The 16555-nt window shown below is 60.2% G+C and carries 13 protein-coding genes and 1 tRNA gene; all 14 read left to right on the top strand.

Annotated elements, in window-relative coordinates:
- A partial coding sequence (locus ACFOMF_RS03920; protein WP_449342984.1) for an EF-Tu C-terminal domain-related protein occupies nt 1–82 on the top strand: 82 nt, incomplete at its 5' end.
- A 52-nt stretch (nt 83–134) separates the two neighbouring features.
- A tRNA-Trp gene (locus tag ACFOMF_RS03925) sits at nt 135–210 on the top strand.
- 42 nt (nt 211–252) lie between these two features.
- Entirely contained in the window at nt 253–621 is a 369-nt protein-coding gene (gene secE, locus ACFOMF_RS03930; RefSeq protein ID WP_386361456.1) for a preprotein translocase subunit SecE, read from the top strand.
- 9 nt (nt 622–630) lie between these two features.
- Nucleotides 631–1164 (top strand): transcription termination/antitermination protein NusG, encoded by a 534-nt coding sequence (nusG, locus tag ACFOMF_RS03935; RefSeq protein WP_386361458.1) that lies wholly within the window; start codon nt 631–633, stop codon nt 1162–1164.
- A 104-nt stretch (nt 1165–1268) separates the two neighbouring features.
- Nucleotides 1269–1700 carry a 50S ribosomal protein L11 gene (gene rplK, locus ACFOMF_RS03940; RefSeq protein WP_386361460.1) on the top strand — a complete coding sequence of 144 codons (432 nt, stop codon included), beginning with the start codon at nt 1269–1271 and terminating at the stop codon, nt 1698–1700.
- The gene (gene rplA, locus ACFOMF_RS03945) at nt 1701–2396 is read left to right on the top strand and encodes a 50S ribosomal protein L1 (RefSeq protein ID WP_386361462.1); all 696 of its coding nucleotides are present in this window, start codon (nt 1701–1703) and stop codon (nt 2394–2396) included.
- A 213-nt stretch (nt 2397–2609) separates the two neighbouring features.
- A complete protein-coding gene (gene rplJ / locus ACFOMF_RS03950; RefSeq protein WP_386361464.1) occupies nt 2610–3110 on the top strand; it encodes a 50S ribosomal protein L10 in 501 nt (166 codons plus the stop codon).
- 78 nt (nt 3111–3188) lie between these two features.
- A complete protein-coding gene (gene rplL, locus ACFOMF_RS03955; RefSeq protein WP_386361465.1) occupies nt 3189–3557 on the top strand; it encodes a 50S ribosomal protein L7/L12 in 369 nt (122 codons plus the stop codon).
- 222 nt (nt 3558–3779) lie between these two features.
- Entirely contained in the window at nt 3780–7853 is a 4074-nt protein-coding gene (gene rpoB, locus ACFOMF_RS03960; RefSeq protein ID WP_386361467.1) for a DNA-directed RNA polymerase subunit beta, read from the top strand.
- Nucleotides 7854–7915: 62 nt separating this feature from the next.
- Nucleotides 7916–12115 carry a DNA-directed RNA polymerase subunit beta' gene (gene rpoC, locus ACFOMF_RS03965; RefSeq protein ID WP_386361469.1) on the top strand — a complete coding sequence of 1400 codons (4200 nt, stop codon included), beginning with the start codon at nt 7916–7918 and terminating at the stop codon, nt 12113–12115.
- A gap of 139 nt (nt 12116–12254) precedes the next feature.
- On the top strand, nt 12255–12626 hold the full coding sequence (rpsL, locus tag ACFOMF_RS03970; protein WP_386361471.1) for a 30S ribosomal protein S12: 372 nt from the start codon (nt 12255–12257) through the stop codon (nt 12624–12626).
- A 101-nt stretch (nt 12627–12727) separates the two neighbouring features.
- A complete protein-coding gene (rpsG, locus tag ACFOMF_RS03975; RefSeq protein ID WP_386361473.1) occupies nt 12728–13198 on the top strand; it encodes a 30S ribosomal protein S7 in 471 nt (156 codons plus the stop codon).
- A gap of 30 nt (nt 13199–13228) precedes the next feature.
- Nucleotides 13229–15331 (top strand): elongation factor G, encoded by a 2103-nt coding sequence (gene fusA / locus ACFOMF_RS03980; RefSeq protein WP_386361475.1) that lies wholly within the window; start codon nt 13229–13231, stop codon nt 15329–15331.
- Nucleotides 15332–15361: 30 nt separating this feature from the next.
- Nucleotides 15362–16555 (top strand): elongation factor Tu, encoded by a 1194-nt coding sequence (tuf, locus tag ACFOMF_RS03985; RefSeq protein ID WP_386361477.1) that lies wholly within the window; start codon nt 15362–15364, stop codon nt 16553–16555.

A 16555-nucleotide genomic window follows, 5' to 3' on the forward strand; every position in this document is an offset into this window, starting at 1 on the left:
CATGGAAGAAGGCCTGCGTTTCGCCATTCGCGAAGGCGGCCGTACCGTAGGCGCCGGCGTGGTTGCCAAGGTCATCGAATAAAAGCTTGATCTGTTCTTATCGGGCCGGCATAATGGTCGGCCTGACTCTTCATAGGCCAGTAGCTCAATTGGCAGAGCGGCGGTCTCCAAAACCGCAGGTTGGGGGTTCGATTCCCTCCTGGCCTGCCAGCTTCAAACCTTGAGCTGGCGGTCTTTACAGGGTTCTCGCAAATGAATGTCAAGGCTGAAGCCAAAGGTTCGCGCCTCGATTTGGCTAAATGGCTGGTCGTTGGTGCTTTGGTTGTGGCTGGAGTGGTAGGTAACCAATACTACTCTGCCGAGCCTCTTCTGTATCGAGTCCTGGTGCTGTTGGCGCTCGCGGCGGTTGCTGCGTTCGTTGCCTTCCAGACTGCCAAAGGCAAGGCCTTCTTCGATCTTCTGAAGGAAGCGCGCACCGAGATGCGCAAGGTCGTCTGGCCTACGCGCCAGGAGACGACTCAGACAACCCTGATCGTGGTCGCTGTGGTCTTGGTCATGGCGCTGATCTTGTGGGGGCTCGATTCCCTGCTGGGTTGGTTGGTTTCTTTCATCGTACGTTAAGGGTGTCTCGTGACTAAGCGTTGGTACGTTGTGCATGCTTACTCCGGATACGAGAAGCATGTGATGCGCTCGCTGATCGAGCGCGTCAAGCTCGCCGGTATGGAAGATGAGTTCGGCGAGATCCTCGTTCCGACCGAAGAGGTCGTCGAGATGCGGAACGGTCAGAAGCGCAAGAGTGAGCGCAAGTTCTTTCCGGGCTACGTGCTGGTCCAGATGGACATGAATGAAGGCACCTGGCACCTGGTCAAGGATACACCGCGCGTCATGGGTTTCATTGGTGGTACGGCCGACAAGCCGGCGCCCATTACCGATCGCGAGGCTGAGGCTATCCTCCGTCGCGTAGCCGATGGAAGCGACAAGCCGCGTCCCAAGACACTGTTTGAGCCGGGCGAGGTGGTGCGTGTCACCGATGGGCCGTTCGCGGATTTCAATGGTGTAGTCGAAGAAGTGAATTACGAAAAGAGTCGCATCCAGGTGGCGGTGATCATTTTTGGTCGCTCCACACCGGTCGAGCTCGAGTTCAGTCAGGTCGAAAAGGCCTAGACAGATACTGGTCCCTGACCCCGCAGTTTTGCTGCGGGGTTTTGTCGTCACAGGGATAAAACTGAAGGGGAGCCGAAAGGCGCTAAACCCATTACGGAGTAGCTATGGCTAAGAAGATCACGGCTTACATCAAGCTGCAAGTTAAGGCCGCCCAGGCCAACCCGTCACCGCCAGTAGGTCCTGCACTGGGCCAGCACGGGGTGAACATCATGGAGTTCTGCAAGGCGTTCAACGCCAAGACCCAGGGCATGGAGCCTGGTCTGCCGACTCCGGTGATCATTACTGTTTACAGTGACCGCAGCTTCACTTTCGTTACCAAGAGCACTCCGGCTGCCGTTCTGCTGAAGAAAGCTGCCGGCATTGCCAGCGGCTCTGCGCGCCCCAACACCCAGAAGGTTGGCACTGTTACCCGTGCTCAGCTGGAAGAGATCGCCAAGACCAAGCAGGCCGATCTCACTGCTGCCGATCTTGAAGCTGCTGTCCGGACCATCGCTGGTTCCGCTCGCAGCATGGGCCTGAACGTGGAGGGCGTGTAAATGGGCAAGCTGACCAAGCGTCAAAAGGTAATCGCTTCGAAGGTTGAAGCTGGCAAGCAGTACGCTTTCGAAGACGCTGCGCAGCTCTTGGCTGAGCTGTCTGCCGCCAAGTTCAAGGAGTCGGTGGACATCGCCATCAACCTGGGCGTCGATCCACGTAAATCCGACCAGGTCGTGCGTGGCGCGACCGTTCTGCCGAACGGTACCGGCAAGTCGGTTCGTGTGGCCGTTTTCGCCCAGGGCGCCAACGCCGAGGCCGCGCTGGCCGCTGGTGCAGAGCGTGTGGGCATGGACGAGCTGGCCGCTGAAATGAAAGGCGGTGATCTGAGCTACGACGTGGTGATCGCTTCTCCGGACGCGATGCGCGTGGTAGGTCAACTGGGCCAGATCCTTGGTCCTCGCGGCCTGATGCCGAACCCGAAGGTGGGTACCGTTACCCCCGACGTCGCTACCGCAGTCAGGAATGCCAAGGCTGGCCAGGTGCGCTTCCGTACCGACAAGAACGGCATCATTCATGCCTCGGTCGGCAAGGTCGATTTCGAGCCGGTCAAACTGAAGCAGAACGTGGAAGCGCTGGTGGCAGATCTCAAGCGTCTGAAGCCGTCGACTTCCAAGGGTGTCTACGTCAAGCGCGTCACGCTGAGCTCCACCATGGGCCCGGGGCTGGTCATTGACCAGGCTTCGCTCGACGCCTAAGTGAATCAAGGTCGCGCCGTTTATGAGCGGCGCGATTGCTGAATTGGGGTCCCTGCCTGGCGGGGGCTTTCCAAGACCGTAGGTGGCGCGAGCCTTAAATGCGGGAGGAGATCCTCTCCAGCCTACGCAGAGGTGCTCCCGATTCTTCGTGAATCAGACACCAACACCGTCCGGCTTTGCCGGATGTATCGGTACCATCCAGGAGTGAACCCCGTGGCAATTAAACTCGAAGACAAGAAGGCCATCGTCGCTGAAGTCAACGAGGCTGCCAAAGCTGCCCTTTCCGCTGTCGTGGCTGATGCCCGTGGTGTGACTGTAGGCGCTATGACCGGACTCCGTAAAGAGGCCCGTGAGGCTGGTGTGTACGTCAAGGTCGTACGCAACACCCTCGCACGTCGCGCTGTTGAAGGCACTGATTTCGCCGTGCTGAATGACGCGTTCAAGGGCCCGACCCTCATCGCTTTCTCCAATGAACATCCGGGCGCTGCTGCCCGTATTTTCAAGGAGTTCGCCAAGGGTCAGGACAAGTTCGAGATCAAGGCCGCAGCCTTTGAAGGCAAGCTGATTGCAGCCAATCAGATCGACATGCTGGCAACCCTGCCGACTTACGACGAAGCGATTTCGCAGCTGATGAGCGTCATGCAAGGCGCTACCAGCAAGCTGGCTCGTACGCTGGCAGCAATTCGCGACCAGAAAGAAGGCGCAGCTGCCTGATAGCAGGTTGCCTTTCGACCTATCGTCAATGAATTTCGATGGCCGCAAGCCATCTACCAATCTACAGGAATTAGCGTCATGGCTCTGACCAACGAAGACATCATCAACGCCGTATCCGAAATGTCCGTCATGCAGGTTGTCGACCTGATCAAGGCGATGGAAGAGAAGTTCGGTGTTACCGCTGCTGCCGCTGCTGCTGCCGGTCCGGCTGCCGCTGCCCCGGTTGCTGAAGAGCAGACCGAGTTCACCGTCGTTCTGGCCGAGACTGGCGAGAAAAAGGTCAACGTGATCAAGGCAGTTCGCGAACTGACCGGTCTGGGCCTGAAAGAAGCCAAGGCTGTCGTAGACGGCGCCCCGGGCGTTGTGAAGGAAGGCGTTTCCAAGGAAGAGGCCGAAGCGGCCAAGAAGTCCCTGGAAGAAGCTGGCGCCAAAGTCGAGCTCAAGTAAGCGAAGACCTTGCGTCAACAGCCGGAGCTTCGCGCACAAGGCTGATGGCTGGTGGCTTTGGCCACCGGCCTTTTTCCGTTGTAGGTGGCCGACCCATGATCGGTTGCCTTGAAGGTTGCGGTAGCCACCCAAGGGTGGGGCGAACCATGGGATTCGCAAGATTTTCAGGCTACTCCCGCCGGGGAGGGCCAAACAAGCAGGTGACCAAGCTGGGGAACGCTGATGGCTTACTCATACACTGAGAAAAAACGTATCCGCAAGGACTTTAGCAAGTTGCCGCACGTAATGGATGTGCCTTATCTCCTGGCCATCCAGTTGGATTCGTATCGCGAATTCCTGCAGGCGGGAGGGTCCAAAGAAAAGTTGCGCGATGTCGGCTTGCATGCGGCCTTCAAATCCGTGTTCCCGATCATCAGCTATTCCGGCAACGCTGCGCTGGAGTACGTTGGTTATCGCCTGGGCGAGCCGGCTTTCGATGTGAAGGAATGCGTCCTGCGGGGCGTGACCTTTGCCGTGCCGCTCCGGGTCAAAGTGCGCTTGATCATCTTCGACAAGGAGTCGTCGAACAAAGCGATCAAGGACATCAAGGAGCAAGAAGTCTACATGGGGGAAATTCCCCTGATGACCGAGAACGGTACCTTCATCATCAATGGTACCGAGCGCGTGATCGTTTCCCAGCTGCACCGTTCGCCGGGCGTGTTCTTCGACCATGACCGCGGCAAGACGCACAGCTCCGGGAAGCTTCTGTATTCCGCGCGCATCATTCCCTACCGCGGCTCCTGGCTGGACTTCGAGTTCGATCCCAAGGATGCCGTGTTCGTGCGTATCGACCGTCGCCGCAAGCTGCCGGCGACCGTGCTGTTGCGCGCGCTCGGTTACACCACCGAAGAAGTGCTCGACGCCTTCTACGACACCAACGTGTTCCATGTCCGTGGCGAGCAGCTTGCGCTCGAACTGGTGCCTCAGCGCCTGCGGGGCGAGATCGCATCCTTCGACATTACCGATCCGAGCGGCAAGCTGATCGTCGAGCAGGGCCGCCGTATCACCGCGCGGCATATCAACCAGCTCGACAAGTCCGGCATCAAGGAACTCGAGATGCCGATGGACTACGTCCTCGGCCGCACCATTGCCAAAGCGATCGTGCACCCGGCCACGGGCGAGATCATTGCCGAGTGCAACACCGAACTTACCACCGAAGTGCTGGCCAAGTTGGTGAAGGCTCAGGTGGTGCGGTTCGAGACCCTGTACACCAACGACATCGATTGCGGTCCGTTCATCTCCGACACGCTGAAGATCGATTCCACCGGCAATCAGCTCGATGCCCTGGTGGAAATCTATCGGATGATGCGTCCTGGCGAGCCACCGACCAAGGATGCCGCCGAAACGCTGTTCAACAACCTGTTCTTCAGCGCCGAGCGTTACGATCTTTCCGCCGTAGGCCGGATGAAGTTCAACCGCCGCATCGGTCGTACCGAGATCGAAGGGCCGGGCGTACTGAGCCGGGAGGACATCGTTGCGGTGCTCAAGACCCTGGTCGACATCCGTAACGGGAAGGGTGTGGTGGACGACATCGACCACCTCGGCAACCGTCGCGTCCGCTGCGTAGGCGAGATGGCCGAGAACCAGTTCCGTGTTGGCCTGGTGCGCGTCGAGCGTGCGGTCAAGGAACGCCTGTCTATGGCCGAAAGCGAAGGCCTGATGCCGCAAGACCTGATCAACGCCAAGCCGGTTGCGGCCGCGGTGAAGGAGTTCTTCGGCTCGAGCCAGCTGTCCCAGTTCATGGACCAGAACAATCCCCTGTCCGAGATCACCCACAAGCGCCGCGTGTCCGCGCTTGGCCCGGGCGGTCTGACCCGTGAGCGTGCCGGTTTCGAGGTGCGTGACGTGCACCCGACGCATTACGGCCGCGTGTGCCCGATCGAAACGCCAGAAGGCCCGAACATCGGTCTGATCAACTCCCTGGCCGCCTATGCGCGTACCAACCAGTACGGCTTTCTGGAAAGCCCGTATCGCGTGGTGAAGGACGGACAGGTCACTGACGAGATCGTCTACCTGTCGGCGATCGAGGAGTCGGATCATGTCATCGCACAGGCGTCGGCTACGCTGGACGCCGATGGACGCCTGATCGACGAACTGGTCACCGTGCGTCACGTCAACGAATTCACCGTCAAGGCGCCAGAAGACGTCACCCTGATGGACGTATCGCCGCGTCAGGTGGTGTCGGTTGCTGCCTCGCTGATCCCATTCCTCGAGCACGACGACGCCAACCGGGCGCTGATGGGCTCGAACATGCAGCGTCAGGCGGTACCCACCCTGCGTGCCGACAAGCCGCTGGTAGGCACCGGCATGGAGCGCAACGTCGCCCGTGACTCGGGTGTCTGCGTCGTGGCGCGTCGCGGCGGCGTCATCGATTCGGTCGATGCCAGCCGTATCGTGGTACGGGTCAATGACGACGAAGTCGAAACCGGTGAGGCCGGCGTCGACATCTACAACCTGACCAAGTACACCCGCTCGAACCAGAACACCTGCATCAACCAGCGTCCGCTGGTGAACAAGGGCGATTCGGTCTCGCGTGGCGACATCATGGCCGATGGTCCTTCGACCGACATGGGCGAGCTGGCCCTGGGCCAGAACATGCGCGTGGCATTCATGCCCTGGAACGGCTTCAACTTCGAAGACTCGATCTGTCTCTCTGAGCGCGTCGTGCAGGAAGACCGTTTCACTACCATCCACATTCAGGAACTGACCTGCGTATCCCGCGATACAAAGCTCGGCCCGGAAGAGATCACCGCGGACATACCCAACGTGGGTGAAGCTGCGCTGAACAAGCTGGACGAGGCGGGCATCGTCTACGTGGGTGCTGAAGTAGGTGCTGGCGATATCCTCGTCGGCAAGGTCACGCCGAAGGGCGAAACCCAGCTGACCCCGGAAGAAAAGCTGCTTCGCGCGATCTTCGGCGAGAAGGCCAGCGATGTGAAAGACACCTCCCTGCGTGTGCCGACCGGCACCAAGGGGACCGTCATCGACGTCCAGGTCTTCACCCGTGATGGTGTCGAGCGTGACTCGCGTGCGCTGTCCATCGAGAAGATGCAGCTCGACGAGATCCGCAAGGATCTCAATGAAGAGTTCCGCATCGTCGAGGGTGCGACCTTCGAGCGCCTGCGCAGCGCACTGGTCGGCGCGATTGCCGAAGGTGGCGCGGGCCTGAAGAAGGGTGCCGAGATCACCAACGAGATCCTCGACGGGCTCGAGCACGGTCAGTGGTTCAAGCTGCGCATGGCAGACGACGCGCTCAACGAGCAGCTGGAGAAGGCTCAGGCCTATCTGTCTGATCGCCGTCGCATGCTCGACGACAAGTTCGAGGACAAGAAGCGCAAGCTGCAGCAGGGCGATGACCTGGCGCCGGGCGTACTTAAGATCGTCAAGGTCTACCTGGCAATCAAGCGTCGCATCCAGCCGGGCGACAAGATGGCCGGTCGTCACGGTAACAAGGGTGTAGTCTCGGTGATCATGCCGGTCGAGGACATGCCGCACGACGAAAACGGTGTGCCCGTGGATATCGTGCTGAACCCGCTGGGCGTTCCGTCGCGGATGAACGTCGGCCAGATTCTCGAAACCCACCTGGGCCTGGCGGCCAAGGGACTCGGCGAAAAGATCAACCGCATGCTCGAAGAGCAGCGCAAGATCGCCGAGCTGCGGGAGTTCCTGAATCAGGTCTACAACGAAATCGGCGGTCGCCAGGAAAGTCTGGATACCTTCAGCGATCAGGAGATCATCGATCTCGCGAACAACCTGAAGGCGGGCGTACCTATCGCCACTCCGGTTTTCGACGGCGCCAAGGAAAGCGAGATCAAGACCATGCTCAAGCTGGCGGATCTGCCGGAGAGCGGACAGATGCGCCTGTACGATGGCCGTACTGGTAACGCCTTCGAGCGTCCGACCACCGTCGGTTACATGTACATGCTGAAGCTGAACCACCTGGTCGACGACAAGATGCACGCGCGTTCCACCGGCTCCTACAGCCTGGTCACCCAGCAACCGCTGGGTGGCAAGGCGCAGTTCGGTGGCCAGCGTTTCGGGGAGATGGAGGTCTGGGCGCTGGAAGCCTACGGTGCTGCCTATACCCTGCAGGAAATGCTGACCGTGAAGTCGGACGACGTGAACGGCCGTACCAAGATGTACAAGAACATCGTGGATGGCGATCACCGCATGGAGGCCGGCATGCCGGAATCCTTCAACGTGTTGATCAAAGAAATCCGTTCGCTCGGTATCGATATCGAACTGGAAACCGAATAACACGCACCGTCATGCGATGTCCGGGTAGCCCGGGCATCGCCGGTCCGTGAGGAGAACAGGCCTTGAAAGACTTGCTCAATCTCTTGAAAAACCAGGGTCAACTCGAAGAGTTCGATGCCATCCGCATCGGTCTGGCGTCGCCAGAAATGATCCGTTCCTGGTCCTACGGTGAAGTCAAAAAGCCGGAGACCATCAACTACCGTACGTTCAAGCCTGAGCGTGACGGCCTTTTCTGCGCCAAGATCTTTGGCCCGGTCAAGGACTACGAGTGCCTGTGCGGAAAGTACAAGCGCCTGAAGCACCGTGGCGTGATCTGCGAGAAGTGCGGGGTCGAAGTCGCCCTGGCCAAGGTGCGCCGCGAGCGCATGGCGCACATCGAACTGGCCTCGCCGGTGGCTCACATCTGGTTCCTCAAGTCGCTGCCGTCCCGTATCGGCCTGCTGCTTGACATGACCCTGCGTGACATCGAGCGCGTGCTCTATTTCGAGAGCTACGTGGTCATCGATCCGGGCATGACTACCCTGGAGAAAAACCAGCTGCTCAATGACGAGCAGTACTTCGAGGCGCTGGAAGAGTTCGGCGACGACTTCGATGCGCGCATGGGTGCCGAAGCCGTTCGCGAGCTGCTCAACCAGATCGACCTCGAGCACGAGATTGGCCGCCTGCGCGAAGAGATTCCGCAGACCAACTCCGAGACCAAGATCAAGAAGCTGTCCAAGCGTCTGAAACTCATGGAAGCCTTCCACGGTTCCGGCAACAAGCCGGAGTGGATGGTGCTGACTGTGCTGCCGGTTCTCCCGCCGGACCTGCGTCCGCTGGTGCCGCTCGATGGCGGCCGCTTCGCGACCTCGGATCTGAACGACCTGTATCGCCGGGTCATCAACCGGAACAATCGCCTGAAGCGCCTGCTCGACCTGTCCGCACCGGACATCATCGTGCGCAACGAAAAGCGCATGTTGCAGGAAGCAGTGGATGCGTTGCTGGACAATGGCCGTCGGGGCCGCGCCATTACCGGTTCCAACAAGCGTCCGCTGAAGTCGCTGGCCGACATGATCAAGGGCAAGCAGGGTCGTTTCCGGCAGAACCTGCTGGGCAAGCGCGTCGACTATTCCGGTCGTTCGGTCATCACCGTTGGCCCGACCCTGCGCCTGCACCAGTGCGGTCTGCCCAAGAAGATGGCGCTGGAGCTGTTCAAGCCGTTCATCTTCGGCAAGCTCGAAGCGCGCGGCATGGCCACCACCATCAAGGCCGCCAAGAAGATGGTCGAGCGTGAGCTACCCGAGGTCTGGGACGTTCTCGCCGAGGTGATCCGCGAGCATCCCGTATTGCTCAACCGCGCCCCGACCCTGCACCGTCTGGGTATCCAGGCGTTCGAGCCGGTGCTGATCGAAGGCAAGGCGATCCAGCTGCACCCGCTGGTGTGTGCTGCCTACAACGCCGACTTCGACGGTGACCAGATGGCCGTGCACGTACCGCTGACCCTCGAGGCTCAGCTGGAAGCGCGCGCGCTGATGATGTCCACCAACAACATCCTCTCGCCTGCCAATGGCGAGCCCATCATCGTTCCGTCCCAGGACGTGGTTCTCGGCCTGTACTACATGACCCGGGAAGCGGTGAATGCCAAGGGCGAGGGTCGAGTGTTCGCCGACCTGCAGGAAGTCGACCGGGTGTTCCGCTCGGGTGACGCCTCCCTGCACGCCCGGGTAAAGGTGCGCATCAACGAGGTGGTCAAGGAAAAGAACGGCAGCCTGACCCGTAACACCCGTATCGTCGACACCACCGTCGGCCGTGCGTTGCTGTTCCAGGTCGTGCCGGATGGCCTGCCTTTCGAGGTGGTCAACCAGCCAATGAAGAAGAAGGCGATCTCCCGCCTGATCAACCAGTGCTATCGCACGGTCGGCCTGAAGGACACCGTGGTCTTCGCCGACCAGTTGATGTACACCGGTTTCGCCTATTCGACCATGTCGGGCGTGTCCATCGGCGTGAACGACTTCGTGATCCCCGACGAGAAGGCGCACATCATCGATGCGGCCACCGACGAGGTGAAGGAGATCGAAAGCCAGTACGCCTCCGGCCTGGTAACCCAGGGCGAGAAGTACAACAAGGTGATCGACCTCTGGTCGAAGGCCAACGACGAAGTTTCCAAGGCGATGATGGCCAACCTGTCCAAGGAGAAGGTCGTCGACCGCAATGGCAACGAGGTCGATCAGGAATCCTTCAACTCGATGTACATGATGGCCGATTCCGGTGCGCGGGGTTCCGCTGCCCAGATTCGCCAGCTGGCCGGTATGCGTGGCCTGATGGCCAAGCCGGACGGCTCCATCATCGAAACGCCGATCACCGCGAACTTCCGCGAAGGCTTGAACGTACTCCAGTACTTCATCTCCACTCACGGTGCTCGAAAGGGCCTGGCCGATACGGCGCTGAAAACCGCCAACTCTGGTTATCTGACTCGCCGTCTGGTCGATGTCGCGCAGGACCTCGTGGTCACCGAGCGGGACTGTGGCACCGATCAGGGTCTGATCATGACGCCGCACATCGAGGGTGGCGACGTGGTCGAGCCCCTGGGCGAACGCGTGCTTGGTCGTGTGATAGCGCGTGATGTGCTCAAGCCTGGCACGGATGAGATGCTGGTCCCCGCCGGCACGCTGGTCGACGAAGAGTGGGTCGAGTTCATCGAGCTCAACAGCATCGACGAAGTGGTGGTGCGCTCGCCTATCAGTTGCGAAACCCGCTATGGCATCTGTTCGTCCTGCTACGGGCGCGACCTGGCCCGTGGTCATCTGGTCAATATCGGTGAGGCCGTTGGCGTCATCGCGGCCCAGTCGATCGGTGAGCCGGGTACCCAGCTGACCATGCGGACCTTCCACATCGGTGGTGCGGCGAGCCGGACCTCGGCGGCCGACAACGTGCTGGTTAAGAACGGCGGGACCATTCGCCTGCACAACCTGAAGTACGTCGAGCGTGCCGACGGCGCCCTGGTGGCGGTGTCGCGTTCCGGCGAACTGGCGGTGGCCGATGACTTCGGTCGCGAACGTGAGCGCTACAAGCTGCCCTACGGCGCCGTGATTTCGATCAAGGAAGGCGACAAGGTCGATGCCGGTACGGTCGTGGCGAAGTGGGATCCGCACACCCACCCGATCGTGACCGAGATGAAGGGCTGGGTGTCCTTCGTGGGCATGGAAGAAAACATCACCATCAAGCGTCAGACCGACGAACTGACCGGTCTCACCAACATCGAGGTGATGGACGCCAAGGACCGTCCCGCGTCAGGCAAGGACATCCGTCCTGCGGTCAAGCTCGTGGACGCCAATGGCAAGGAGTTGCTGCTGCCAGGTACCGACGTACCTGCCCAGTACTTCCTGCCGGCGAACGCCCTGGTCGGTGTCGTCGACGGCGCCGAGGTTAACGTGGGTGACATCATCGCCCGTATTCCTCAGGAAACGTCGAAGACCCGTGACATTACCGGTGGTCTGCCGCGCGTTGCCGATTTGTTCGAAGCGCGCCGGCCGAAAGAGCCGTCGATTCTCGCGGAGATCAGCGGCACCATCTCGTTCGGCAAGGAAACCAAGGGCAAGCGCCGTCTGGTGATCACGCCGAACGATGGCAGCGATCCTTACGAGGAGCTCATTCCCAAGTGGCGTCACCTCAACGTCTTCGAGGGTGAGCAGGTCGGCCGCGGTGAAGTCATCTCCGACGGCCCGAGCAACCCGCACGATATCCTGCGTCTGCTGGGCGTCAGCGCGCTGGCCAAGTACATCGTCAACGAGATTCAGGACGTCTATCGCCTGCAGGGTGTGAAGATCAACGACAAGCACATCGAGACCATCCTGCGGCAGATGCTGCGCAAGGTCGAAGTGAGCGAGTCCGGTGACTCTACCTTCATCAAGGGCGACCAGATGGAGCTGACCCAGGTTCTCGAGGAAAACGAGGCATTGGGGGCCCAGGATCGCTTCCCGGCCAAGTTCGAGCGCGTGCTGCTGGGTATCACCAAGGCGTCGCTGTCGACCGAGTCGTTCATCTCCGCCGCGTCGTTCCAGGAAACCACTCGCGTGCTTACCGAGGCGGCCGTCACCGGCAAGCGCGATTACCTGCGCGGCCTGAAGGAGAACGTCGTCGTGGGCCGTCTGATCCCGGCGGGTACCGGCCTGGCCTACCACAGCGAGCGCAAGCGCAAGCGTGACTCCGACAAGCCGATGCGGGTCAGTGCCGATGAAGTCGAGGCAGCGCTCACCGAAGCGCTCAACTCGAGCGGTAGCTAAACCAGGTAGCCCCGGTACGCCGGGGCCTGCCTTGACGGTGTGCGGGAAGCTCTTTAGACTCTCGTACCCCTAATTTGGCCGGGCCGTTTGTGCCCAGCCATTTTTCGTTTGTGTCGTAAGACAACAGTGGAGCTAGTAGATGGCAACTATCAACCAGCTGGTGCGTCAGCCGCGCAAGCGTAGCGTCGAGAAGAGCGACGTTCCTGCGCTGCAGAGCTGCCCCCAGCGTCGCGGGGTTTGCACCCGTGTATACACCACCACCCCCAAGAAGCCGAACTCGGCCTTGCGTAAGGTTTGCCGTGTGCGCCTGACCAACGGTTTCGAAGTGACTTCCTACATCGGTGGTGAGGGTCACAACCTGCAAGAGCACAGCGTCGTGCTGATTCGCGGCGGTCGTGTAAAAGACCTTCCGGGTGTGCGTTATCACACCGTGCGCGGTTCGCTGGACACCTCGGGTGTCAAGGATCGTAAGCAGGGTCGTTCCAAGTACGGCGCCAAGCGTCCGAAGTAAGCATTCCAATCATTACCAATCCAAGTCGATAAGAGTAAGGTCGGGCGTGGCCGCGTTGCCATGGTCCCGGGCTAACCTGAAGACCGTTTGAGGGCTTATCAATGCCAAGACGTCGTGTAGCTGCCAAGCGTGAGATTCTGGACGATCCGAAATACGGAAGCCTGATCCTCGCCAAATTCATGAACCACGTGATGGAAAGCGGCAAGAAGGCCGTTGCCGAGCGCATCGTTTACGGTGCCCTGGAAACCGTCAAGACCCGCAAGAACAGTGACCCCCTGGAAGTCTTCGAGAAAGCACTCGACGCCATCGCTCCGCTGGTCGAAGTCAAGTCCCGCCGTGTAGGCGGTGCTACCTATCAGGTTCCGGTCGAAGTTCGTCCCTCCCGCCGCAATGCCCTGGCCATGCGCTGGCTGGTGGACTCGGCGCGCAAGCGTGGCGAGAAGTCCATGGCCCTGCGCCTGGCTGGTGAACTCATGGATGCGTACGAAGGCAAGGGTTCTGCTGTCAAGAAGCGTGAAGACGTGCACCGCATGGCTGAGGCCAACAAGGCGTTCTCGCACTACCGTTTCTAACACTCAGCGTCAACTTACGAGGACCTCATTGTGGCCCGTACTACCCAGATCAACCGCTACCGCAACATCGGTATCTGCGCGCACGTCGATGCGGGCAAGACCACCACGACGGAGCGGATCCTGTTCTACACAGGTCTCAGTCACAAGATGGGCGAAGTGCATGATGGCGCTGCGACCACCGACTGGATGGTGCAGGAGCAGGAGCGTGGTATCACCATTACCTCCGCAGCCGTCACAACCTTCTGGCAGGGTTCGCGCGGTCAGTACGACAAGTACCGCGTCAACGTGATCGATACCCCCGGTCACGTGGACTTCACCATCGAAGTGGAGCGCTCCCTGCGCGTGCTCGACGGTGCGGTCGTGGTGTTCTGTGGTACTTCCGGCGTTGAGCCGCAGTCGGAAACCGTGTGGCGCCAGGCCAACAAGTACGGCGTGCCGCGGATCGTCTACGTCAACAAGATGGACCGTGCCGGTGCCAACTTCCTGCGTGTTGTCGGTCAGATCAAGCAGCGCCTGGGTCATACCCCGGTTCCGGTTCAGCTGGCCATCGGTGCCGAGGACAACTTCCAGGGTCAGATCGACCTGATCAAGATGAAGGCGATCTACTGGAACGACGAAGACAAGGGCACCAGCTACCGCGAGGAAGAGATTCCTGCGGAGCTGCTGGCCCTGGCCGAAGAGTATCGCTCCAACATGGTCGAGGCAGCTGCCGAAGCCAACGAAGAGCTGATGAACAAGTACCTTGAGGGAGGCGAGCTTTCCGACGAGGAGATCAAGGAAGGTCTGCGTCAGCGCACCATTGCCTGTGAAATCGTTCCGGCTGTTTGCGGTTCGTCCTTCAAGAACAAGGGCGTGCCCCTTGTTCTTGATGCTGTCATCGATTTCCTGCCGGCGCCGACTGAAATTCCGGCGATCCAGGGTGTCAATCCGGACAACGAAGAGCAGGTCGACGAGCGTCATGCCGACGACGCAGAGCCGTTCTCTGCGCTGGCGTTCAAGATCGCCACCGACCCGTTCGTGGGTACCCTGACCTTCGCGCGCGTCTACTCCGGCGTGCTGAGTTCGGGCGACTCGGTTATGAACTCCGTCAAGGGCAAGAAAGAGCGCGTAGGCCGGATGGTGCAGATGCACGCCAACCAGCGCGAGGAGATCAAGGAGTGTCGTGCAGGTGATATCGCCGCACTCATCGGCATGAAGGACGTCACCACCGGTGACACCCTGTGCTCGATCGAGAAGCCGATCATCCTCGAGCGCATGGACTTCCCGGAGCCGGTAATTTCCGTCGCCGTGGAGCCCAAGACCAAGAGCGACCAGGAAAAGATGGGTATCGCTCTGGGCAAGCTGGCCCAGGAGGATCCATCGTTCCGCGTCAAGACCGATGAAGAAACTGGCCAGACCATCATCTCCGGCATGGGCGAGTTGCACCTGGACATTCTCGTTGACCGTATGCGTCGCGAGTTTGGTGTCGAGGCGAACATCGGCAAGCCGCAGGTGGCCTACCGCGAAACCATCCGCAATACCTGCGAGATCGAAGGCAAGTTCGTTCGCCAGTCCGGTGGTCGTGGCCAGTTCGGTCACTGCTGGATTCGCTTCGCGCCTGCCGACGAAGGTCAGGAAGGCCTGGAGTTCAAGAACGAAGTCGTAGGTGGTGTGGTTCCCAAGGAATACATTCCGGCGATCCAGAAGGGTATCGAGGAGCAGATGCAGAACGGTGTTGTCGCCGGCTATCCGCTGCTTGGCCTGAAGGCTACCGTATTCGACGGCTCCTACCACGACGTCGACTCCAACGAGATGGCGTTCAAGATCGCAGCTTCCATGGCCACCAAGCAGCTGTCCCAGAAGGGCGGTGCCGTGCTTCTCGAACCGATCATGAAGGTCGAGGTCGTGACGCCTGAGGACTACATGGGTGACGTGATGGGCGACCTGAATCGTCGTCGCGGCCTCATCCAGGGTATGGATGATACCGTTTCGGGCAAAGTGATCCGTGCAGAAGTCCCGCTGGGCGAGATGTTCGGTTACGCTACCGACGTACGCTCGATGTCCCAGGGTCGCGCGAGCTACTCGATGGAGTTCTCCAAGTACGCCGAGGCGCCGGCCAACATCGCCGAAGCTATCGTTAAAAAACAAGGTTGATTCAGCCCATTTAGTAAGAGGTTTACTGTCGTGGCTAAGGAAAAATTCGAACGTAACAAACCGCACCTGAACGTCGGCACCATCGGTCACGTTGACCATGGCAAGACCACGTTGACTGCGGCCCTGACCAAAGTGTGCGCCGAGACCTGGGGCGGTTCCGCTCGTGACTTCTCCCAGATCGACAACGCGCCGGAAGAGAAGGCGCGCGGTATCACCATCAACACCTCGCACGTCGAGTACGATTCGGCCATTCGCCACTACGCGCACGTCGACTGCCCGGGCCACGCTGACTATGTGAAGAACATGATCACCGGTGCTGCCCAGATGGATGGCGCGATCCTGGTCTGCTCGGCTGCTGACGGCCCCATGCCGCAGACTCGCGAGCACATCCTGCTGTCCCGTCAGGTAGGTGTTCCTTACATCGTCGTGTTCCTGAACAAGGCCGACATGGTCGATGATGCCGAGCTGCTGGAACTGGTCGAGATGGAAGTTCGCGACCTGCTGTCCACTTACGACTTCCCGGGCGACGACACCCCGATCGTCATCGGTTCCGCGCTGATGGCGCTGGAAGGCAAGGACGACAACGAAATCGGTGTCTCCGCGGTGCGCAAGCTGGTGGAGACCCTGGACTCGTACATTCCCGAGCCCGAGCGCGCCATCGACAAGCCGTTCCTGATGCCGATCGAAGATGTGTTCTCGATCTCCGGTCGTGGCACCGTGGTGACCGGTCGTGTCGAGCGCGGCATCGTCAAGGTTCAGGAGGAAGTGGAGATCGTCGGTATCAAGGCGACCACCAAGACCACCTGCACCGGCGTTGAAATGTTCCGCAAGCTGCTCGATGAAGGTCGTGCTGGCGAGAACGTTGGCGTGCTGCTGCGCGGTGTCAAGCGTGAGGATGTCGAGCGTGGCCAGGTTCTGGCCAAGCCGGGCACCATCAAGCCGCACACCAAGTTCGAAGGCGAAGTGTACGTGCTGAGCAAGGAAGAAGGCGGTCGTCACACGCCGTTCTTCAAGGGCTACCGTCCGCAGTTCTACTTCCGTACCACTGACGTGACCGGTAACTGCGAACTGCCGGAAGGTGTCGAGATGGTCATGCCGGGCGACAACATCAAGATGGTTGTCACCCTGATCGCTCCGATCGCCATGGAAGAAGGCCTGCGTTTCGCCATTCGCGAAGGCGGCCGTACCGTAGGCGCCGGCGTGGTTGCCAAGGTCATCGAATAA

The organism is Stutzerimonas tarimensis (assembly GCF_042648805.1).
Classification (GTDB): domain Bacteria; phylum Pseudomonadota; class Gammaproteobacteria; order Pseudomonadales; family Pseudomonadaceae; genus Azomonas; species Azomonas tarimensis.

What these genes read in the sequence shown, in the direction of transcription:
- secE (WP_386361456.1), top strand. Translation starts at nt 253, where the DNA reads ATGAATGTCAAGGCTGAAGCCAAAGGTTCGCGCCTCGATTTGGCTAAA.
- rplK (WP_386361460.1), top strand. Translation starts at nt 1,269, where the DNA reads ATGGCTAAGAAGATCACGGCTTACATCAAGCTGCAAGTTAAGGCCGCC.
- rplA (WP_386361462.1), top strand. Translation starts at nt 1,701, where the DNA reads ATGGGCAAGCTGACCAAGCGTCAAAAGGTAATCGCTTCGAAGGTTGAA.
- rplL (WP_386361465.1), top strand. Translation starts at nt 3,189, where the DNA reads ATGGCTCTGACCAACGAAGACATCATCAACGCCGTATCCGAAATGTCC.
- rpoB (WP_386361467.1), top strand. Translation starts at nt 3,780, where the DNA reads ATGGCTTACTCATACACTGAGAAAAAACGTATCCGCAAGGACTTTAGC.
- rpsL (WP_386361471.1), top strand. Translation starts at nt 12,255, where the DNA reads ATGGCAACTATCAACCAGCTGGTGCGTCAGCCGCGCAAGCGTAGCGTC.
- rpsG (WP_386361473.1), top strand. Translation starts at nt 12,728, where the DNA reads ATGCCAAGACGTCGTGTAGCTGCCAAGCGTGAGATTCTGGACGATCCG.